Genomic DNA, 18,749 nt, shown 5'->3' with positions numbered 1-18,749 from the left:
AGCGACAGCATCATTACGGAACCAGAAGGCCAGGAGGTGAGATGAGCCAGTCGAGCGGAATGCCAGACGGAAACATGTTCCGGGCCGCGTCGCTGTGCCTCATCGTAGCCGGCTGGCGCCGTGATACGACCGCGACCGAGGCAGTCATCGCGGAAATTCTCTCCACCCCGCGGCCCGCGAAGAACGTCGTCGTACGGCAACTCCGGGCGTTGCAGGCTCAGCGCTTGCTGATCACCGCTCTCGTGACTTCCATCGGCGAACTGCTGCGTTCGGAGGACCCGACCGCCGCCCTCGCGGAAGCCCTTGAGATCACCGCCCGCGAGGGGGCCGGACGTGAGTGACCTGTTGCCGCCGGCCGTAATCCGCCTGATCACGGATACCGCCGAGTTCGCGGCCGGCATGAAAGAAGCGGTCGGCAGTATCAAGACCTTCGCCGAGCAGGGCACGGCGGCTGTCAAGGCCGCAGACGACGCGATGGCCGCATCCGGCGCCGAAGGTGCGGCCAAGTGGGGTGCGGCGTGGGACGCCGAATGGGCGGCCCAAGGTGTGGCGGCCGACCGCAACGCGATGAAAATGCAGGTCGCCCAGTCTCGGGCCGCGACTGCGGGGACCCTCGAATGGCAAGCCGCACTGGACGCCCAGGTGGCCTCACAGGCTGCGGCTGACGCGAAGATAGCCGCCTCGCGGGAGAAGGCTGTCGCGTCGATGAACGACGCGATGGTCAAGTTTGGCAAGGCGTCGGCAGTCGGTCTCGTCGCGATCGCCGCCGAGTCGGTGCATCTCGCGTCGTCTTTCGACGCGGAGATGGAGAAGCTCAACTCCCAGCTGGGCATGACCATCCCTACGGTCAATTCGCTGAAGAGCCAGGTTCTCAGTCTAGCCGGCAAGGTCGGGCAAGACCCGGACTCACTCGCCGAAGCGCTCTTGCACGTCGAGGCCGCAACCAAGTCGATGGGCGTGAACGCCCCCAAGGCAATGGATGTCCTCACGGTGGCCGGCAAGGCCGCGGCCGTATCGGGCGCGAATCTGACCGACGTCACGAACGCCCTCGACGCGGCGATGGTCTCCGGACTGCCCGGCATGCAGAACCTGAGCCAGGCCACCGGTCAGCTCGTCGCCGCCGTTGGCGAAGGCGACATGTCGATGCAGGACATGGCAGACGCCTTCGGCAAGGGCAACGTCGCCATTTGGAAGAACTACGGCATGTCCGTGAAGGACGTGACGGCGTCCCTCGCGCTGTTCGGTGACATGAACGGCCGTGGTGCGCAGGCAGGTACCCAGTTCACCAACGTCATGAAGTACATGTTGAAGCCCGCCGGCACGGCTAAGGAAGTACTCGGCCAGCTCCACCTGACGACCAAAGATTTCGTGACCGGCCTGGAGAACGATATCCAGAAGGGCGGCCTTCCGGCCGCCATCACGGACCTCAAGGGAAAGCTCGACAAGCTCTACGGCACTGGCCCCGGCTCGGACATGAAAAAGGCGGTAGCGCTTACCGACCTGTTCGGGTCCAAGGGTGGCCAGGGCATCCAAGAGATGATCGGCAGCTACGACGTCTACATGGAGAAGGTCAAGGCCGCCGGGGCTGCTACCGGTGACATCAACAAGGCGTTCAAGCAGACCGAAGCGAACTCGTTCTCCCAGCAGATGAAGGAACTCAAGGAGAAGACTGTCTCGCTGGGCATCGAACTCGGCAACAAGCTGATCCCGCCCCTGGAACACATCGCTGACTTCTTCGCCAAACATCCGAACATCGCCGAAGGGATGATTCTTAGCCTCGGCGCCCTGATGGGCATCTCCGTAGCCATGTGGATTGGCGATCTTATCGCCGGTCTCCTTGCAGCTACGGGCGCGATGCTCGGTTTCGACACCGCCGCCGACGCGAACCCGATCGGCGCGATCATCATTGCTGTCGCGCTGCTCGCGGCCGGTATTTACGAGCTGATCAAGCATTGGAAGGGCGTCGAAACCGCGTTCCGGGTCGCCTGGGCCGGCATCAAAATCGCATGGTTCGCCACCTGGGATGCGCTGAAAACTGCGTGGCATGCGGTCGTACACGGCTTGGAGGTCGCCTGGGATGCGGTTCTCGGCGGCCTGAAGACGGCCTGGCACGCGGTCGAGAGTGCGTGGCATGCCGTGTGGGGAGCGCTGAAGACGGCGTGGCACGACACGCTTCACTGGCTGAGCGACCAGATCCGGCCGTTCGTCAACGGCTTCAAGGACTCGATCAAGGGCATCGAGAAGGCATGGCATGACGTAACAGGCGGGATCAAGAAGGTTTGGCACGACGCCTGGCATGACGTCAAGACGGCCGTGTCCGACACCTGGCACGTCGTCGAGCCAATCCTGAAGGACATCGCGAAGGCGATCAACCTCCTGTTGCTCCCTATCCGTCTTCAGATTCTCGCCTGGGAGATCGCCTACCGGGCCATCGAAAAGGCGGTCAAGTGGTTCTGGCACAGCGTCCTCGAACCATTCGGCAAGGCAGTCGCGTCGATCCTGGAGAAGACGATCGGCACGGCCATCCGCGGCTTTGAGACCGCTTGGCGGGTCGTGTGGAACGCGCTCGGGAAGGCTGTCGACTGGGTGTGGAACTCGGTCCTCTCGCCGACGTTCCACTGGATCGCCAAGGCATTCGACACGGTCATCGGCACGGCGCTGCGAGGTCTGGAGACCGCTTGGCACACCGTCTGGGGAGCGATCAAGGATGCGCTGTCGGCGATCTGGAACGGCTTCCTCTCGCCGATCTTCCACACCATCGCCGCAGCCTTCGACTCGGTGATCGGCTTCGCCCTGCGGACACTCAAGTCGACCTGGGATCTCATCTGGGGTGGGATCAAGACGGCCCTGTCGGACGTGTGGCACGGCTTCCTCGAACCCACCTTCCACTTCATCGCGAACGCCTTCGACTCGGTGATTGGCTTCGGGCTGCGCCTGCTCGAATCCACCTGGAAAAGCATCTGGGGCGACATCAAGAGGGCACTGTCTGACATCTGGGACGGGTTCCTGTCCCCCACGTTCCACTCGATCGGCGACGCCTTCGACAAGGTCATCGGTGCCGCCGGCCGCGGGTTCCAGACCGCGTGGAACACGATCTGGGGTGGGATCAAGGGCACGGTTGACTGGGTGTGGGGCGCGATCAAGACGACGTTCGACTCGATCTCCCGCGCCATCCACGACATCACCGGCGGCATCTCGACTGTGGCCGGGAAGGTCGGCGGGTTCGTCGGCACGTTGAACAAGATCGCGCCGTTCGCCGACGGTGGTTCCCCTCCCGTCGGCCAGGCTGTACTTGTCGGTGAACGAGGCCCCGAGCTGGCCGTGTTCGGCGCACCTGCCTACATCCACCCCGCAGGCGAGACGCAGTCGATGCTGGCCGGCGGGAAGGCGACGGGCGGCTGGGTCGGGCTCCCCTCCCAGTTCGGCAGTTCGGGCGCGGGGCCGACCATCACGGTTATCGTCCAGCAGCCCGACATCAACCTGAACGGCCGGAACGTCTACAAGGGTGTGCAGCAGGAAGCGTTGCGCGTCAACCGCCGCAACCCGACCAACGGACTCGCCCGGATCGCCGGGCGCTGAGGTGCGACTTGGCGCCCTTGGCGCCCAGATCGACCGTAAGCCGACCGGCCCGCGCCCAGGGTGGGTGGCGGGCCGTTCGCACGTCTGGGGCCGTCTCAGCGGCTCTGGCGAGGCTTTCTCGTCCCGAGCTGCACGCCCAGCACTTCGAGCACCCCGCCGTCCATCACCATCGGTGTGCCGTCGGCGTTGGTGCAGTTGTCGACGACTGCGAGCAGGGCCGCCCGCAGTGTCGCCGAGTCTGCCGCTTCGATCGCGACACGGATCTTGTCGACCGGCCGGCGTGCCCGCTCAGCGGCGCGCCGATCTTCTTCGGTTGGGCCTTCGGTCCGGCGGCGCAATGCGGCCTCGCGTACCCCGGCCACTCGGAGAGACGCCACCGGATGTCCGTCGCGGGTCTCACGGGTGTTCGGGACTTGGTCGTTGTTCAAGAGGTTCTCCCATCACGTCCATGACTGCATGACGATCAGCCCCCGAAAACGAGGGGCAGATCTTGTCAGGCGTTGATGTGGCCGGCTGGACCGGCGGGAGCCTGCTCATGGACATCCAGACGAGCCGGAGTCGATGGCAGAGACCTTACCCGACCGCCTCGACCGGGAATGGGTCTGCCGCTCATCAACGGTTCGCCTTGCGCCCTACGGAGGCAGCGCCGACACAGAAGAACTGGCGGTGCGTCTCCAGCAGTGCGGCAGCCTCGGCCCGCGTCGCGACCTTCTGGGACTTGGCTTTGCACGCGGGGCAGCGGTAGCGGGCCATAGCGACTGTGCTCCTTCGGATTCGACGGCCGGAGCGTTGATTTCGATACGGACGCTGCCGGCTTCGCCGCCGGCTGGGTAGGGGCTGGCAGATGCCAGAACGTCAGGCGGGACGACGGGCTCGGCGGCGGCGAGGCAGGCTTCGGACGGGCCGAGAAGGCGGGTCTTCGCGGGGTCTCCCCTACGGTCGAATGTCACAATGCGTATCGATCGGTGATCGTGTTCGGGGGAGCACCAAAGTGGGGGCCAACCCCTCCCCCGTGATCTTCGGACGGGTATCTGCTGCCGCTGCCGCAATCTGCCGCTCGTGCGCGCGCGCGTAGGGGCGCCCCCAGGCCCCTGCCGCGGCAGATCGCGGCAGGGGCAGATGGTGGCGGTGGGGGAGGGGCTGAGACCGGGCACCGACAGCCCCGCCAAGCACCCACCGATAGTTACAGAAAGTGACAGCCTCGGGGGGTGTCACGGGAACTCCGAGTCGATGCGGTCGAGGAGGTCTTGAACGAACGCGATGGCTTCCTTCGCCGCCGCCTCTGCCTGCGCCCGGGGAAGCTGGGCGAGAACGGCCCGCAGGAAATCGGCAGCAGCCGAGATCTGCTTCGTTGGAGAGTCCTTTGCCGCCCGGGAACGGGCGATGAGCACAGCCTCTCTGCGTTTGTGCGCCGCCCTTCGCTTCGCCGCTGCCCGTTCGGCGGCGGTCACGCAGCCACCTGCGCAACCTCGACGGAGGACAGGACCGCGACGGGAAGGCCGGCGGCCAACTCGACGGCCATCCGGGTCACCCATTCAACGACCGTCAGGGAGCCCTTCGACGTCCCGCAGACGGTGCAGCAGGGTGCCAGGTTGGCCAGCGCGTTGCTTCCCCCTCGGGACTTCGGCATGACGTGGTCGAGGTGGTCCGCGGCCCGGCCGCAGCCGTAGACGCAGCGCCCACCAACCTGATCGAACAGCCGGGCCTTGACCTCGGCAGGCCGGACGCTCACGGAGCACCGTCCCGGACGAACATCGGTCCGCGGACGGTCCGGTCCGGACCGGTCCACCGTCCGGTCCGGACCGGCGGACGATCACCGGACCACCCGGACGGACGATCACCGGACGGACGGACGATCTTTGCGGCGCTGGACTGCGGGGCGACTTGTCGAGGTTCGCTCCGGACTGCTCCGCAAGGTCGCGGAGCACCACCGCAAGCGCTCCGCAAGTGCGGAGCGGCGTTGCGGAGCACCACCGCAAAGATCGTCCCGAGTGCGGTCTTCTGTGTGCTGAACAGTGGCGCAGAGGGCATGTCGATCAACCCCTCGCCGCCGCGGTCGAGGCCAGTTGCGGAGCGGCCGGCGCGGCGGCGTGTGGTGTTCCCGACCGGTCGCCCTGTGCCGTCCTGGCACGTGCGGCGATGTGTGCGGCGATGGCCAACACACGCTCCTGGGACAGCTTGAAACCCTTGTCTCGCAGGGCAATTGCCAGCGCGCGGCTCGACGGGTTGCGGAGCCCGTCCCAGTTGTCCGCGATCCTCTCGGCCTCTGGGATCAGGTCGGAGATGTCCACCTCGGCGGCATGAAGTGCGCCGGTTTCAGGGCCCGGTGTGGTGTGTGGTGTGGCCTGCGGGGTGTGCTCCGCAAACTCCGCACCGGGTGCGGTGGACTGCTCCGCAACCCCTGCAAACTGCTCCGCAAGGGGCGCACCGGGTGCGGAGCAGTCTGCGGACCGGTCTGCGGACCCGGACCGGTCCGGACTCGTCGCGCTACTCACGGTCCGGTCCGGACTGGTCTGCTCCCGGTCCGAACCGGCGTCGGTGGACCGGACCGGGGCCACAACGAGGACCAGGTCGACGAGGTCGGGGATGCTCACCCTGCCCTCGTCGCCTGCCACCAGCACCGCGTCGACAAGCCGTGCGGAACCGTCGAGGCCGTCGAAGAACGTCCGAAGCTCGGCGATGGTGCAGCCGAGAGGCACGACGGCCGTGGTCTGGACGTGAATGTTCACGCCAACGCCCCTGTCCAGGTACATGGACCCGTCTGCGCGAGGATCAGGGCCGCCCGACGCTGCGCGGCCACCTGGTCCAGCGCGATCATCAGTCGGAGATCGGCAGCGGCGGCGAACCGCTGATCGGTCGCCAGCGAGTCGGCGACCCGGCCGGGCAGCCCGACGAGTGCCAGGCCGAACGCTGCGTACGTCGCGCCGATCCCGTCGGCATGGATCATCGGCCGGGCGGTGGCCAGATCCTCGGGTCGCGGCACCCACAGGTCCACGTTGAGGCTCGGCCGTCGGGTCAGTGTCTGTCTCATGTCGCCTCCGCCCACGGATCGCCGCTGTAGACCGGTCGGGCGTCGGAAAGCTGCAAAGTCCGCTCGAACGCGGCCTGCTCGACGGCCAGCAGTCGGCGCAGTTCGCGGGCGGCCTCCTTCTGCTTTCCCGTCTGGAGGTATGCGGCCAGGAGGCCAACACCGACCACCCCGCCGGCCAGCGCGTCGACTTCCTTTTCGTCCTTGGCTTCGGCCATCCGTGCCCGCCAGCGGGCCAGGAGGCCCGGCGGGGGTGTCAGTTCCCGCCGGGAGAACACCATCGGCTGACGGGCCGGACGGCGCTGCACGTTCGACGTGGCGGTCATGGCGCATCGCCTGCCGGCTGTGTCGACGCGCCGATGGCCCGGTCGATACGGCCGATCTCGTCCCGTAGCGCGGTCGCCTTGGCCGCCCAGAACGGGCCCTCGTTCGTCTCTGCCAGCTCGGCGGCGTACCGGTCGGCCTTGGCGAGCATCCCGGCTCGGTCGTTCCGCTGCTGCTGCAACTCGGCCCGGGTCTGAGCCTCGCCGAACCGGTCGGCGATGGCCTTCGCCGGGTTGACCAGTTCGTCGATCATCGCGGCGAGAACACGAACGTCGGCCCGTTCGGTGGCGCGGGCCCGCTCCCGCTCCTCCGGGGTCATCGGGCACCGTCCCGGATGCGGTCCAATGCGGGAACGGTCGCCCATCGGCCGGTCTTCGGGCAGGGCTGGTTGCTGGTGTGGGTCTCGGCACCCGACGGACCGATGTAGACCGTCCCGCCGCATCCGTCGTTGGAGCAGGTGCCGATCGTCGCCCCGTCAGGAAGGCCGCTCACTGTGTCGCCCCCGGCGCGTACAGAAAGCTGAACAGCGCCATCTTCAGTTCGACGTGGTCGGCCCCCGACGTGATCGGCGGGTAGCCGTGCTCCGCCAGCACCTTCGCGACGTCCCGCATCAGGCCGAAGGTGAACCGAGGGTCGTCATCCAGCCGGGGCAACGGATAGGACCGCTGCCCCGGGCCGGCGGTCGAGGTACTCACGGGAGATATCCAGGGCAGACGTGGCCGCCCTCGGTGCGGTGCTTGGCCGGAGAGCCATCGGTCCGGGCCCGGACGTGTTCGCCGCAGCCACCACACCGCACCTGACCGTTGACGAGTGCGTCGGTCAGATGGGTACCGATCTCGTCGAGGACATCGCGGACCGCCGCAGCAGCCAGCGGGGTCGTCGTCCGGTGCTTCACCGCGACGGCGGCGGCCTTGTCGAACGCGCCCTGGAGGGCGGCCGTCGAGATGTGTCGGTGGTAGCCCAGATGCGGGAACAGGGCCAGCGGGTTACCCATCCCGTCAGGCAGGTTCGTACCGTCTGCCCCGCTCTCCGCCTGGGCGGTGAGATGCCCGGCCATGGCGTGAAGCAGCTTGACCGCCGAACGGACCGGGATGGCCTTCGACATGGCGACCGCAGCCGAGATCAGCGTGGACAGCGCTTCGTTCAGATCGTCATAGGCGAGCTGCGGCTCCGGCTCGGGGTGGTCCGCGCCGAACAGAACCCGGGCGATCATGTCGCCGGCCAGGTTGAGACCTTCGCAGCCAACTTCGGCGGCCAGGTCGCAGGTCCGGAGATCGCCGGACTCCCGCAGGTCGGTTGCCCGGTGGGCGTAGTCGAGGGTGTGTTCCCGGGCGGCCTGGAAGGCGTCGAAGATGACGCTCACGGGCACTGTGGCCGTAGCCGTGCCGAGGGCCATCAGGTCGGGGTGCTCGGAAAAGTCGGGCTGCGTGGTCATCGGGCACCGCCAGTGGTGAGCGCCTGAGCGATGGTGGCGTAGACGATGGAGATCGCCTCGCGCATCACGGTGGCGTGCAGGTCGCGGCCGGTCTGGTTGACGTACTCGGCGTGCCGGGCCGCGTACACGTCGGCGTTGTCGGCGATGGTGTCCAACACGTCGATGATCAGCGTGGCGGGAATGTCGCCTGCGCCGATGACCTGGCGGACCGGGCTGTTGGCGGGCAGGTCGAGGGCCAGCACGGCAACCTGGCGGGCGTAGTCCGAGGGGTGCTCGTCCCACGGGTCGCTAGACGTCAAACTGTTCACGGGTTCGGGTCTCCTGGTGTTGTCAGGGGGTTCGGATCAAGGCCCCGGGCAGCGCTCGAATCGCTGCTTCGGGGCCGCCTTCGTTTCAGGCGGCGTCGGGGCTGGTCTCGGTCGTTTGGTGACCGGAGACGAGCGCGACCACGTCGGCACGTCGATACCGCCGATGTCCGGACGGCAACGCCTCGGACCGCAACCGGCCGGACGTCGCGTACCGGCGAAGGGTCGAGGCACCGAGCCGCAGCCCGCGCCTGTCCAAGACCTTCAGTGCCTCGCCGGGCGTGAGTAGCTGGTTCTCCCCGATGTCCTCGGGCATCTGCCCTCCCGTCGATGTGGGCGATCTGACGGGTATGACGCTAACCTAAGTCCCCTATAGGTGTCTAGGGAGTTGTCACCTATAGGCGTGTGGATGGGTTATCCGATACCGTGTCAGCACGTGACCGGAGACGGAACGCGCGCCCTCTACCAGCGGATTGCCGACGACATCCGCCGCCAGATCGACAGCGGCGAACTCGGCGAAGGCGCCCGTGTGCCGTCGGAGTCGGTGATCGCCACCAACTGGTCAACCACTCGGATCACCGCGCGGCAGGCGCTCGAAGCGTTGCGGGTCGAAGGCTTGATCGTCCGCCAACACGGTCGCGGATCGTTCGTCCGGACCCGCCCCGCGCTTCGCACACGGTCCTCGACCCGCTACACCCGCAGTCCGGGCGAGACGTCACCGTTCGCGAGAGATGCCCAGCGGGAAGGCACCACGCCTGCTTGGACACACGAGACGGACCGCATCCGGGCGACGGAAGACGTTGCGGCGCGCCTCGGCATCGAGGCCGGGGCGCACGTGATGCGGACCCGCTACCGCTACACGGCCGATGAACGGCCGATTCAGCTTTCGGTGTCCTGGGAGCCGTTCGGCGTGGTCGGCGGAACGGCCATCGAGGAACCGGAAGAGGGCGACGGGCCGCGCGGTGTGGTCGCCCGCTTCGACAGCATCGGTATCCGCATCGACCGGGTGGTCGAACGGATCGAGGCCAGGGCCGCCGCTGAAGGCGAGCGGCGCCAGCTCGACATGCCGGATGGCATGTGGGTGCAGCGGATCGCCCGAACCCACTACGCTGGCGAGCTGGCCGTGGAGACTGCGGACATCACCGTGCCCGCCGACCGGTACCAGCTCGAATACGTTATCGAAGTGAAATAGGCGACCAGCGTCACGGCCGGTTGGCGAGGCGGTGCTGAAGCTCGATGTGTCTGAACTGGTAGACCGCGCCCACCTGGCGCAGGACACCTCGAATCTCATGAGCGTCCGCGAGGAACGCCATCAGATTCCGCGGCAGCCGGCCGCGCGTGGCGAGCCAGGCACGGGTCAGCACGAACATTCCCCATGCCGTCTCATCGTCCTCTTTCACGAGGGAGACCAAGACCCCGCCCACGACCGCGAGCCCGACCGCAGGCCCGACTAGGAGCCCGCCGACGAGCGCGAGCGCGACCACGAGCCCGAGCGCGAGTATGGATGTACGGAATGCGGCTCGATCCTGACGAAGAACTCGGATCGGGCTCGCGGCTGTTGCGAGATCCGTTCGCGTGCTTGAGAACCCGACCACGTACGCGCTCGCGCCCACGAATGCGCCCACGAGCCCGACCGCGAGCGCGACCGCGATCCCGACCGCGATCCCGACCGCGAGGCCGACCGCAAGCGCGCCCACGATCCCGAACACGAGCCCGATCACAAGCCCTGCCGCGAGTGCGGGCGCGATGTCATTACTTACCAATCTTCTCCACCATGCGAAACTTAAGAAGATTCTCCGCTGTGCCATCTGTGCCGGTGTCCGACCGTTTGGCTCGAACCCGATCGCGAGCCCGAACACGAGCCCGAACACGAGGCTGGCGACGAGCCCGAACACAGGCCCAAACACAAGCCCGCCCACCATCCCGAACCCAAGCCCAAACACAAACCCGCCCACGAGCCCGAACACAGGCCATTGTCCGCGGGAGAGGGCTTCGGGGAGTTCCCACCAAGCGAGGTCGGGGGTGCCGTGCAGGGTGTGGTCGAGGTGGCGGGCAAGGTAAATCAGCCAGCGTTCGGCATCGGCGGCCTTCCAGCGGCAACGTCGAGCTGGGTCGGGGTGGGGTCGGTAGGCAGCGGGAAGGAAGCCGTCGAACAGGTGCTGTTCGACGGCGGTCCGGGTAGGGAAACGGTTCGGGTCGAGCAGCTCGGCGGGTAAGCGACCGACGGCGAGGACGGATTCGCCGGGGCGGGGGTTGTAGACGACGCGGGCGAGAGTGGTCATCAGCGGCGTAGTCAGCGCTTGCGCGACCGGCGCCGGCCAAGCGGTGAGCAGCGGGTCCCAGCGGGCGGCGCCAGCCGACCCGCCGGCGGAACCGCGCAGGTACTCGCCGACCATCGCCGCATCCAGCGGGCAGAGCTGGATACCGGCCGCGCCGGCCAGGCGGACCTCGGGTCCGTCGGCCGGGGAGGTGGCCTGCTGGTAGGCGGTGGTGCGAGAGGTCAGCACAAGGCGCTGTCCAGGACGCAGCGCGTCGTTGATCCGGGCGAGCGCGGCGCCGCGGCCGGCGTCGCCGATCTCGTCGAGGCCGTCGAGCACCGCAAGGACCAGCCCGGCATCTAGCAACGCCCGTGCCCGGCTGACTCCGGTTCTTCCCGCGACGGGCACGGTCAGGCTTGGGTGGTCGGCGACGAGGCGCTCTTCGAGCCAGTCGTGCAGGGGTTGCTCGGCCGGGTTCCAAGACGCCAGCGAGACCAGCACCGGAACCGGCCCGCCCGGCGCACGCCGCCCATCGGCGAGCAGGTCGAGCACCAAGCGGACCGTCAGCATCGTCTTGCCCGATCCCGGCTCGCCCAGCACCACCAGCCGCCCTGTCGGCACCCGCCCCAGCAGCCCCGCCAGCTCACCGTCGCCGCCCGCAAGCCCGCCCGGACCGGCCGCCCACGTCCCCGACGGTGGGACTGGGGGCCAGCCCGCTCCGAAGGTCGCCAACCGGACCATCGATGCCCACCCTTCGAGCAGCCCGCTGTCCGCCGCGTCCCAGCGAACTGGCAGCGGGTACGGATCATTCAGCCGACGCAGCGCCGCCTCGTCCTCCCACTGCCGGCGCACCGCGACCGCGAGCTGATCGGCCACCGCATGAAGGTCGAGAGCCGGGTCAGGACTACGGCGTCGGAAGACGGGCGCGTTCGTCGGCTTCCGTCGCCCTCCGCGGGCGGCTTTCAGGAGCTCGTCCCGCGCTTCTCGGGGAGCCAGGCCGAAGATGTCGACGCTGACCACCTGGCGAAGCAGGCCGGGACGGTCGCAGTCTTCGACCCGGACGACGATCAGCTTGCGCTGTTCGCCGAGAGGGTCGTCGACCCAGGCGGCCTGCCATTCCGCTTCGGCGTAGGCCGAGTTCAGGTAGGCAGAGGACAGGACGGCGACGGTTCGGTTGGCGTTCTGGGCCGCGCGGTGCATCTGGTGGACGAAGTGCGACCCGGCGACGAAGTCCCACGCCTGGATCACGGTGGTGTAGCCGGCCTGTTCCAGCTCCCACGCGATCCACTCGGCGTGCTCCTCGTCGGCATGCGCATAGGAAACGAAGAAGTCGACCTTCTTGCCCGTCGCCGACTCCTGCACCTGATCCATCAGACGCCATCCACCGACGGCGACCACGGCGCCCAACCGCCGCCGAGCAGCATCCTGCGCTCGGTCGACTCGTCGACAGCGAACTCACACCGCACCGAACAGCCCCCGTGATCACTCGGCACGCGATCAGGGCCAGGCTAGTCCTCCATGTTGAACCGCACCATGCGCTTCGGCCGATCGAGACCCCGACAACTGTCGAATGCGCAAACGGGCGGTAGGGTCCGCCGCGCCGCATCCACAGACCGGGGGGTCCTCTGTGCGCCGCACCATGCTCGCCGTCATCGCGCTCGCCGCCGCCGCAACGGCATGCAGCTCAACCGCCGTCACCCCGGCGGCGAACTCGGCGCCGATCACCAGCAGCACGACCGGCAGCCCGCTCTACCTCGCCGTTCCTGGGAGCGGCCCTGCTGGCACCAGCCCGCCCTTTACGGCACCTGGTGCAGAGGGCTTCGCGGCGCAGCCCTCAGCTGGGGCCAACCCCCGGCTACCCGCTGGAACAGCCGTGGCGGCCATTCCTCCAGGCGCGTCGGTACCACGAACCACGTCTGTGCAGGCCCCGGCGGGCTGCTATCCGCTGACCAACGGTGGCGCCTGCTACAAGCCGGGCGAGTTCTGCCGCACCTCGGACCACGGCGCCCATGGCGTCGCGGCCAATGGCGAAGCGATCGTCTGTGCAGACAACGACGGGTGGCGCTGGGAGCCCGAGGCGCCACAGCCGGTCGGCGGGTCATCTGTCGCGACGCAGCCGTCGGCTCCACCCCGCCCGACGCCGACCGCTCCACCGAGCCCGCAACCAGCCCCGCCGCCAACACCAAACCCAACACCAAACCCAACACCAACCAGGACCATGACGGCGCCCGTAGGCAGCCCGGTATCGCCCAGCAGCACGCCGCCGAACCGGTACGCGAAGGTCCAAGCCGACATCGAAGCGCGAGACCACCAGACGGTGCCCATCGGCGAGATTGAGCAGGTCGCCGGCCACGTCTGCGAGATGCTGGCGAGCGGTTCGGAACCAGACGCGGCCGAGTTGTACATCGACGACCAGTTGCAGCCCGACGGATTCGACACGTCGATCGGCTACGACCTCGTGGGCGCGATCGGGGCGGACGTCTGCACAGCAGGCTGAGATACCGGCCGGGAAGTCCGCGCGATTACCTCACTGGGGACGGACCTACAGCGCACCTGGCCACGGTCAGACCACAGGTCGGGAGGGCTCCGGCACCGCACCATGCGGCCATGGGAACCGAACAGAGGCCCCAGCGCAAAGCGTCGGCCTACACGTCGTTACAGGCACGAGCGGCATCTCACACCAGATGGGCGATGACCGACGACCGGACAGCGGCCACCGAGCCAGCCCGCCGCGGGCTTATGGCCAAGTTTGAGAGACAGGTCGACCCCGAGGGGAAGCTCTCCCCGCAGGAGCGGGCCCGTCGGGCCGAGTCGGCGCTCAAGGCCCACATGGCGAGAATGTCCGCCGCCGCGGCGAAGGCGCGGGCTCTGCGACGCTCCGGCCTGCCTGACCGCTCTCAGGTCGCCGAGGGCCAACCGCTGGCCGGGCACCGGGTCCTGGTCATCGGCGGATCGGAAGCGGATGTCCAGACGGTGCGCCGGCAGGTGCGGCAGGCCGGCGGTGTTCCAACGAGGCAGCTCACCGTGGCGGTGACCGACGTGGTCTGCCTGAGCGGCGGGGACCGGGACCGGCGGGCCGGCCGGATTCACCTGCTCGATCTGCCCGTTCTCACCGCTCAGCAGTTCGCCGCGCTCGTCGCGGGAGAACGGCCAGACCAGAATGGATCGCCGACCTAAGCGGTCACGTGGTCTCTCGTGCTTTGCCGGCCCCGTTGGGAGCATCCGGCGAGCCGGGTGGAACGCTCTGGCGCCATGACCGACATGTACGGGGAGATCTTCGAGGACTTGGGCGAGGCGATCGGGCGGCTTGCGGCGGCATCGTCGGAGCGGTTGCAGCGACGGGCGATGCGCGAAGCGCTTGGACACCTGTACACCCTTCGCGCGCACCACGAGAAGGCCGAGGGCAAGGAGCCCTACCATCGGCGGGCACACGCCGACCCTGCCGGGCGGGTGGTGGAGGGTCTGGTCGTCATCCGCGGCGAACTCGTCCACGATCTGGTGGGGTGGCCGGCGCCGGAGCTACGGGATGTCTTCGCGGACGCGTACACCGAGATGTACGACAACCTCGTCTGGCTCGAAATCGGCGAGATGCCCAATCCGCCGGTCGTCCTGGTGTCGGATCGGAAGCCCGAGCCAAGGCCCTGGCAGAAGGATCGCATTGACGCCTACAAACATCATGTAGCAGGCAAGGTCGTGATCGACACATTGAACTTGGCCCTGCCTTTCCTCGCACCAGCTCCCTAGCCGTCCGGACTAAGGCCACGAATCCGGCAGCGCCGTGGATGTGGACTCCGAGATGAGCGACGCACAAGGGGGTCAGAACCCACCGAGCCGGAACGGCACCGCCGTTTACGCCGACGTCACCTCCTGCCTGTGATCGTGATCTGCATGGCTACATCTCTCTCGCCGCGATGATCCGGAAGTCGTCGGGGTGCAGTTCCATCGCGTCGGCGACCAGCAGCGCCGCCTCGGTCGTCAAACAGACCACCCCGTCAACGGGTTCACCGCCGACCAGCCGGACGAGTACGCACCGGTCGCCCGGGTGCTGCCGGTTGGCGTAGCTGGTCGCCATCTGGTGCAGAAGCCGTGCCCGCTCGTCGGGGCTCACTTCGGCCCCCAACCGGTCTGGAGCCGGTAGGCCTGGACAGCCTCGTCGTTCCAGCGCCAGTGGCTGGGGACGATGGAGGTGTAGTCCCAGCCGGACTCCGACCCGTCGTCTTCGTACGGGGGCTGGTCTGGCGGGTCGACCTGCGGCCCGTCGTCGGGCAGGATCATGTCCATAACGGCAATCGCCCCCTACGGCGTGCGTCGTGGCCCGTTCCGGGGTGACCGCCCCGGGGCGGGCCTTTTCTTGTCCTATCCGGCACCGTAGCGCGATCGCAGTGAACTCACCAAGGGCTCTTACACACATATCTAGGACAGCTAACACACGCTGTGTGTATCAGCTCACTTAGTGTGCTGGCCGTGACTACCGGGCCCGCTGACGTGGTCGACGTTGCCGACCTCGCGGAGGTCCTCGGCATCTCGAAGTCGCGGGCCGACGCGCTCACCCGCCAGAAGGGCTTCCCAGACCCGGCGATCGATCGGCCCCGGTATCGGGCCTGGTGGCGCCACGAAGTCACGGCCTGGCTGGACACCCACCGCGACGGGTGGGGCGGGTGGCCCGATGACTGACCTGCGGGACCGCCGCGACTCGCCAGGAGCGCCGAGCGACGCCGCGCGACAGGAATTCTGCGATTCCGCCCACAAGGAGACTCAGTGGACCCATTGATGACCCCGACCGAACTGGCTGAGTTTCTTGGAGTCAGCACGAGACAGTTGCAGCGCTGGCGACTGGCGGATCAAGGGCCGGCATACGTGCAGATAGGCAGGAGCGTGCGCTACCAGCGCCTAGTAGTCCTCGACTGGGTGAAGCGGTCGACGGTGAAGACCAGACCAGTCCACCTGTGACCGGGCTGCCGGGATAGGCGGCCACCGTCTGGCGCAGACTCTCGACGAAGTCGAGGTGAGCCTGTGGAACCGCTCATGGCTCCCGCCGACCCGTCCGAGAAGATCGGTGTGACGGTTAGGACGCTGCGCTGCTGGCAGACAGGGATGGACCCCCAGGTATACGACCTACCGCGGATTAGACGCCACCGTCGCCGCTGGCCCCGGTCTGTCGCAGCTGCCAGATCATGTTCTGACGCCTCCGCAGCGGATCGTTCTCTCGGTTCATTGCGGCGACGATCGGGACGTAGATGCGCCATGCCACCTCGCAGATGGACTGTGCGAGCCGCTGACCTGTCGCCTCGCCACCATCGACACACCCTCGCAGTACGTCCCCAACGGCGGGGCCCTGCTTGTCGAAGAAGTGCAGGCAGTAGCTCGCCAGCCGCCTGGCACGCTCCGCGTCACCAGGCTCGTCGTTCACATCCTGGATCCACGAGGCCAGCTTCCCGACGATGTAGTGGGGGTCGGGTTTGGCTCTGTCGCCCGCCTCAGCGACGGCGAACTCGTTCCAGAAGTGACCCTTCTTCTCCAGGTCGGGCACTGGGAGCAGGTCCAAGAGTTCCAAGAGATGATGCACGTCGCGGATGCGGGCTGCGGTCACGTCGTCGGGTTCGGTGGCGTCTCCGCTGGAGGTCACACCCGAGTTGCTATCGTCCGGCGCGAGTCAGCGCAGAGCAAACGACAAGGCTGCGAGTACATCTCCGTACCTGTCGGGCGAATGAGGACGATCCGCCGTTTCCCTGCTGGCCGGTGCCAGTCCGGCGACGATGCCTCTATGCCACAGCATCGGTCCCGCCAGCTGACCCAGGCCGAATTTGATCAGGCAAATATCCTGCTCGCCGACGCTGGTCGTCGGGCCGCGCAGGTTCTCCTCTTCGTCGACCCAGACCGCTTGGACGACGAGGGGAAGGTCACGTACGCGCAGACACTCGCGCTGGCGAGGCTGGCCGATCTAGGCGGCGATCTGGTCGAGTGGCTGTCCGACCCGATCACCGCAATTGGACGGATCTCGCAGAATCTCGGCAGGCTCGCAGAAGCCGCGGAGGACCGGCGCTGAGTCTGCGCCTGGCCGGTCAGGCGACCGGGTGTGCGCAGACGCTCGATCCGTCACAGCGACATCGAGGGGGCTTGTCCATGCCAGGCCGGTTCCGCCGTCCACGTCCAGAAACTGACCAGGAGCGGAACGCTCGCCTCGCGGGCACGATCCTCAACGGCCACTGGCAGGCCGTCCAAGTACTCGACACCATCGCCCTGGATGACCTCGAACCGGGCGAGAAGATCGCCTATGCGCAGACTCTCGCACTCCTGGCGGCGGTGTACCGGCTGGACAAGCTCACAGGTCCAACGACGATGATCGCCGACGTCGCCGGGAAGGTCGCGGATTCTGCGGAGAGGCTCGGGTTCGCGGCCCAACGGATAGCGGACTTTGGGATTCCTCCGCGCGAAGCGTGATGCGGCGCGAGGCCACCGGGGCGCCGTGGCGCCGTGGAACGACGGAAGCCTGTCCCGGGGTTTCCGGCCGACCCAGGACAGGCTTTCCCGTCTGTGTGGCGCTCAGGCCGGCAGGATCGCCACCTTCAGCGACGGGGCCACCTTCCGCATCGGGATTTCGTCGATGCCGTGCTCGGCGAGAATCGCCGCGATCTTCACAAGGTCCGGGGTCTCGCGGGCCGACTCCTCCCAGGTGACGACCGCGCGGCCGAACACGCCGGCGGGCATGCGGTCGAGGATCTTCCGGCTCTTGCGCTTGGTGCGGTCCGCCGAGCGGGCCTGCTCGCCCGCGAGGTCAAAGGCGATGGCGGCAGCCTCGACGAGGGCGACCGAAGGCATCTCGGCCGGGCTGTACGGCTTCGCCGGTCCGACCGGGGCAACCTCGACCGTCTCGACCGGCTTCGGGGCCGCGGCGGGGGTACCGGTGGCCGCCTCGGTGAACCGGGCCTCCATCTCGTCGGTGTCCGCGCCGAACTGGTCGAATCCGGCGAACAGATCGACGGTCGGAGCCGAGGGGGCGGTGACCTCGACGGCGACCAGGGAGGCGGCCCGGACGACCCGGCCAAGGTAGCGGCTGGCGGTGGTGGTGATCGACATTGAGTCCCCCTCGGTGTGACCTGCTGGCCTGACACCTATAAACCTACGGGATGCTGCATCCCATAGGTATCAACGGAAGCACAAACCTCCGGGACATCACATCCCGGGACATGGCATCATGGCGCCATGACCGAAGACCCTCTACTCGGATACGCGGAGATCTCTGCCCGCACAGGCATCGCCGTGAAGACGCTGCGCAACTACCGCGCCGGCGGCACCAAGACCCCGTTCCCCGAACCGGACGACCTCACGTTCCCCGACCGGCCCCGCTGGCACTGGACGACCATCGCCACCTGGCTCGACGCCCGCCCCGGTGCAGGCGTCGGCGGAGGGCGACCGCGTAAGACCAGCTGAACCGACCCTGAAGCGCCGAACGACCCGGCGCGCGAGAGAAGATCGGGCAGTGCCCCTCCCGCCGCCCGACCCTGACGCCGACCTTGCCGCCGCGCTCGGCATCATCCGCGCCATGGTCGACGGCGACGACCAGGCCGCCGCCTACGTCCTGGCGGTCCGAATCCACGTCGCACTAGGCCTGGACCCGCCCGACCTCGACGACGACGAACCGGCCGGGCCGGAGGACGACCCGACCGGCGGCCCGCTCGCTGCGGCAACGAACCTGATCGTGGCTCTCGGCGAGATCGGCGCCCGCCTGGCCCGCGGCGAGGATCTGGGCAAGGTGGCGTTGGAACTCGCCGCCCGTGAGGACACCGCCGGCTGACGGGCTGCACAACACCGCCACCTTG

General features: G+C 67.9%; 28 protein-coding genes. 12 read left to right on the top strand and 16 right to left on the bottom strand.

The window, feature by feature from the left end; all coding sequences use genetic code 11:
* Positions 1-41: 41 nt before the first annotated feature.
* Positions 42-341, top strand: coding sequence for a hypothetical protein (locus tag I6A60_RS00520; RefSeq protein ID WP_203013162.1), 300 nt, complete (start codon positions 42-44; stop codon positions 339-341).
* The gene (locus I6A60_RS00515) at positions 334-3,579 is read left to right on the top strand and encodes a phage tail tape measure protein (protein WP_203013159.1); all 3,246 of its coding nucleotides are present in this window, start codon (positions 334-336) and stop codon (positions 3,577-3,579) included. Before I6A60_RS00520 ends, I6A60_RS00515 begins: the two co-directional genes overlap by 8 nt.
* A gap of 95 nt (positions 3,580-3,674) precedes the next feature.
* On the opposite strand, the gene I6A60_RS00510 is transcribed toward I6A60_RS00515, so the two are convergent.
* From I6A60_RS00510 to I6A60_RS00460, 11 genes are all read right to left on the bottom strand, one after another.
* Positions 3,675-3,941 carry a hypothetical protein gene (locus I6A60_RS00510; RefSeq protein WP_203013143.1) on the bottom strand — a complete coding sequence of 89 codons (267 nt, stop codon included), beginning with the start codon at positions 3,939-3,941 and terminating at the stop codon, positions 3,675-3,677.
* A gap of 849 nt (positions 3,942-4,790) precedes the next feature.
* Positions 4,791-5,030, bottom strand: coding sequence for a hypothetical protein (locus tag I6A60_RS00505; RefSeq protein WP_203013140.1), 240 nt, complete (start codon positions 5,028-5,030; stop codon positions 4,791-4,793).
* On the bottom strand, positions 5,027-5,311 hold the full coding sequence (locus tag I6A60_RS00500; RefSeq protein ID WP_307838631.1) for an HNH endonuclease signature motif containing protein: 285 nt from the start codon (positions 5,309-5,311) through the stop codon (positions 5,027-5,029). Before I6A60_RS00500 ends, I6A60_RS00505 begins: the two co-directional genes overlap by 4 nt.
* Positions 5,312-5,615: 304 nt before the next feature.
* Positions 5,616-6,308, bottom strand: coding sequence for a hypothetical protein (locus I6A60_RS00495; RefSeq protein WP_203013137.1), 693 nt, complete (start codon positions 6,306-6,308; stop codon positions 5,616-5,618).
* Positions 6,305-6,610 carry a hypothetical protein gene (locus I6A60_RS00490; RefSeq protein WP_203013130.1) on the bottom strand — a complete coding sequence of 102 codons (306 nt, stop codon included), beginning with the start codon at positions 6,608-6,610 and terminating at the stop codon, positions 6,305-6,307. Before I6A60_RS00490 ends, I6A60_RS00495 begins: the two co-directional genes overlap by 4 nt.
* Positions 6,607-6,933: a hypothetical protein gene (locus I6A60_RS00485; RefSeq protein ID WP_203013127.1), complete on the bottom strand. Its 327-nt coding sequence runs from the start codon at positions 6,931-6,933 to the stop codon at positions 6,607-6,609. The genes I6A60_RS00490 and I6A60_RS00485 overlap by 4 nt, the downstream gene beginning before the upstream one ends.
* Positions 6,930-7,250 carry a hypothetical protein gene (locus I6A60_RS00480; protein ID WP_203013124.1) on the bottom strand — a complete coding sequence of 107 codons (321 nt, stop codon included), beginning with the start codon at positions 7,248-7,250 and terminating at the stop codon, positions 6,930-6,932. Before I6A60_RS00480 ends, I6A60_RS00485 begins: the two co-directional genes overlap by 4 nt.
* Positions 7,251-7,419: 169 nt before the next feature.
* Positions 7,420-7,626, bottom strand: coding sequence for a hypothetical protein (locus I6A60_RS00475; protein ID WP_203013121.1), 207 nt, complete (start codon positions 7,624-7,626; stop codon positions 7,420-7,422).
* Positions 7,623-8,366 (bottom strand): hypothetical protein, encoded by a 744-nt coding sequence (locus I6A60_RS00470; RefSeq protein ID WP_203013118.1) that lies wholly within the window; start codon positions 8,364-8,366, stop codon positions 7,623-7,625. Before I6A60_RS00470 ends, I6A60_RS00475 begins: the two co-directional genes overlap by 4 nt.
* Positions 8,363-8,674: a hypothetical protein gene (locus tag I6A60_RS00465; protein ID WP_203013115.1), complete on the bottom strand. Its 312-nt coding sequence runs from the start codon at positions 8,672-8,674 to the stop codon at positions 8,363-8,365. Before I6A60_RS00465 ends, I6A60_RS00470 begins: the two co-directional genes overlap by 4 nt.
* A gap of 85 nt (positions 8,675-8,759) precedes the next feature.
* The gene (locus I6A60_RS00460) at positions 8,760-8,987 is read right to left on the bottom strand and encodes a hypothetical protein (RefSeq protein ID WP_203013112.1); all 228 of its coding nucleotides are present in this window, start codon (positions 8,985-8,987) and stop codon (positions 8,760-8,762) included.
* A 120-nt stretch (positions 8,988-9,107) separates the two neighbouring features.
* Here I6A60_RS00460 and I6A60_RS00455 point away from each other — a divergent pair, with 120 nt between their 5' ends.
* Entirely contained in the window at positions 9,108-9,863 is a 756-nt protein-coding gene (locus I6A60_RS00455) for a GntR family transcriptional regulator (RefSeq protein WP_203013109.1), read from the top strand.
* Positions 9,864-9,873: 10 nt separating this feature from the next.
* On the opposite strand, the gene I6A60_RS41120 is transcribed toward I6A60_RS00455, so the two are convergent.
* Positions 9,874-12,300 (bottom strand): TIR domain-containing protein, encoded by a 2,427-nt coding sequence (locus I6A60_RS41120; protein ID WP_238434499.1) that lies wholly within the window; start codon positions 12,298-12,300, stop codon positions 9,874-9,876.
* Between the two features lie 847 nt (positions 12,301-13,147).
* Here I6A60_RS41120 and I6A60_RS00440 point away from each other — a divergent pair.
* The 3 genes from I6A60_RS00440 (at position 13,148) to I6A60_RS00430 (ending at position 14,673) form a co-directional block, all read left to right on the top strand.
* Entirely contained in the window at positions 13,148-13,426 is a 279-nt protein-coding gene (locus I6A60_RS00440) for a hypothetical protein (RefSeq protein ID WP_203013106.1), read from the top strand.
* A gap of 194 nt (positions 13,427-13,620) precedes the next feature.
* Positions 13,621-14,106 (top strand): hypothetical protein, encoded by a 486-nt coding sequence (locus I6A60_RS00435; protein WP_203013103.1) that lies wholly within the window; start codon positions 13,621-13,623, stop codon positions 14,104-14,106.
* Between the two features lie 75 nt (positions 14,107-14,181).
* Positions 14,182-14,673 (top strand): hypothetical protein, encoded by a 492-nt coding sequence (locus I6A60_RS00430; protein ID WP_203013101.1) that lies wholly within the window; start codon positions 14,182-14,184, stop codon positions 14,671-14,673.
* A 148-nt stretch (positions 14,674-14,821) separates the two neighbouring features.
* Here I6A60_RS00430 and I6A60_RS00425 read toward each other — a convergent pair whose 3' ends face one another.
* Together I6A60_RS00425 and I6A60_RS00420 are read right to left on the bottom strand one after the other, a co-directional pair.
* Positions 14,822-15,037 carry a hypothetical protein gene (locus I6A60_RS00425; RefSeq protein WP_203013098.1) on the bottom strand — a complete coding sequence of 72 codons (216 nt, stop codon included), beginning with the start codon at positions 15,035-15,037 and terminating at the stop codon, positions 14,822-14,824.
* Positions 15,034-15,204 (bottom strand): hypothetical protein, encoded by a 171-nt coding sequence (locus I6A60_RS00420; RefSeq protein WP_203013095.1) that lies wholly within the window; start codon positions 15,202-15,204, stop codon positions 15,034-15,036. Before I6A60_RS00420 ends, I6A60_RS00425 begins: the two co-directional genes overlap by 4 nt.
* A gap of 189 nt (positions 15,205-15,393) precedes the next feature.
* Between I6A60_RS00420 and I6A60_RS00415 the strand changes: the two genes are divergently transcribed.
* Together I6A60_RS00415 and I6A60_RS43865 are read left to right on the top strand one after the other, a co-directional pair.
* Complete coding sequence (locus I6A60_RS00415) at positions 15,394-15,603, top strand: AlpA family transcriptional regulator (RefSeq protein WP_238434498.1); 210 nt, start codon at positions 15,394-15,396, stop codon at positions 15,601-15,603.
* 96 nt (positions 15,604-15,699) lie between these two features.
* Entirely contained in the window at positions 15,700-15,879 is a 180-nt protein-coding gene (locus I6A60_RS43865) for a helix-turn-helix transcriptional regulator (RefSeq protein ID WP_374113344.1), read from the top strand.
* Between the two features lie 175 nt (positions 15,880-16,054).
* Here the strand turns inward: I6A60_RS43865 and I6A60_RS00405 are convergent, their stop codons facing one another.
* Positions 16,055-16,555, bottom strand: a complete 501-nt coding sequence (locus I6A60_RS00405) for a hypothetical protein (protein WP_203013088.1) — start codon at positions 16,553-16,555, stop codon at positions 16,055-16,057.
* Positions 16,556-16,693: 138 nt separating this feature from the next.
* Here I6A60_RS00405 and I6A60_RS00400 point away from each other — a divergent pair, with 138 nt between their 5' ends.
* Positions 16,694-16,975, top strand: coding sequence for a hypothetical protein (locus I6A60_RS00400; RefSeq protein WP_203013073.1), 282 nt, complete (start codon positions 16,694-16,696; stop codon positions 16,973-16,975).
* A 77-nt stretch (positions 16,976-17,052) separates the two neighbouring features.
* Complete coding sequence (locus tag I6A60_RS00395) at positions 17,053-17,370, top strand: hypothetical protein (protein ID WP_203013070.1); 318 nt, start codon at positions 17,053-17,055, stop codon at positions 17,368-17,370.
* A 102-nt stretch (positions 17,371-17,472) separates the two neighbouring features.
* On the opposite strand, the gene I6A60_RS00390 is transcribed toward I6A60_RS00395, so the two are convergent.
* Positions 17,473-18,006 (bottom strand): hypothetical protein, encoded by a 534-nt coding sequence (locus I6A60_RS00390; protein WP_203013067.1) that lies wholly within the window; start codon positions 18,004-18,006, stop codon positions 17,473-17,475.
* A 126-nt stretch (positions 18,007-18,132) separates the two neighbouring features.
* Here I6A60_RS00390 and I6A60_RS00385 point away from each other — a divergent pair, with 126 nt between their 5' ends.
* Together I6A60_RS00385 and I6A60_RS00380 are read left to right on the top strand one after the other, a co-directional pair.
* Entirely contained in the window at positions 18,133-18,360 is a 228-nt protein-coding gene (locus tag I6A60_RS00385) for an AlpA family transcriptional regulator (RefSeq protein WP_203013064.1), read from the top strand.
* Between the two features lie 49 nt (positions 18,361-18,409).
* Positions 18,410-18,724 (top strand): hypothetical protein, encoded by a 315-nt coding sequence (locus tag I6A60_RS00380; protein WP_203013048.1) that lies wholly within the window; start codon positions 18,410-18,412, stop codon positions 18,722-18,724.
* The last annotated feature ends 25 nt before the right edge of the window (positions 18,725-18,749 follow it).

This window comes from Frankia sp. AgB1.9, assembly GCF_016786355.1.
Classification (GTDB): domain Bacteria; phylum Actinomycetota; class Actinomycetes; order Frankiales; family Frankiaceae; genus Pseudofrankia.
Note: the sequence above shows the minus strand (reverse complement) of the source record. Positions and strands in the feature narration are given on the sequence as shown.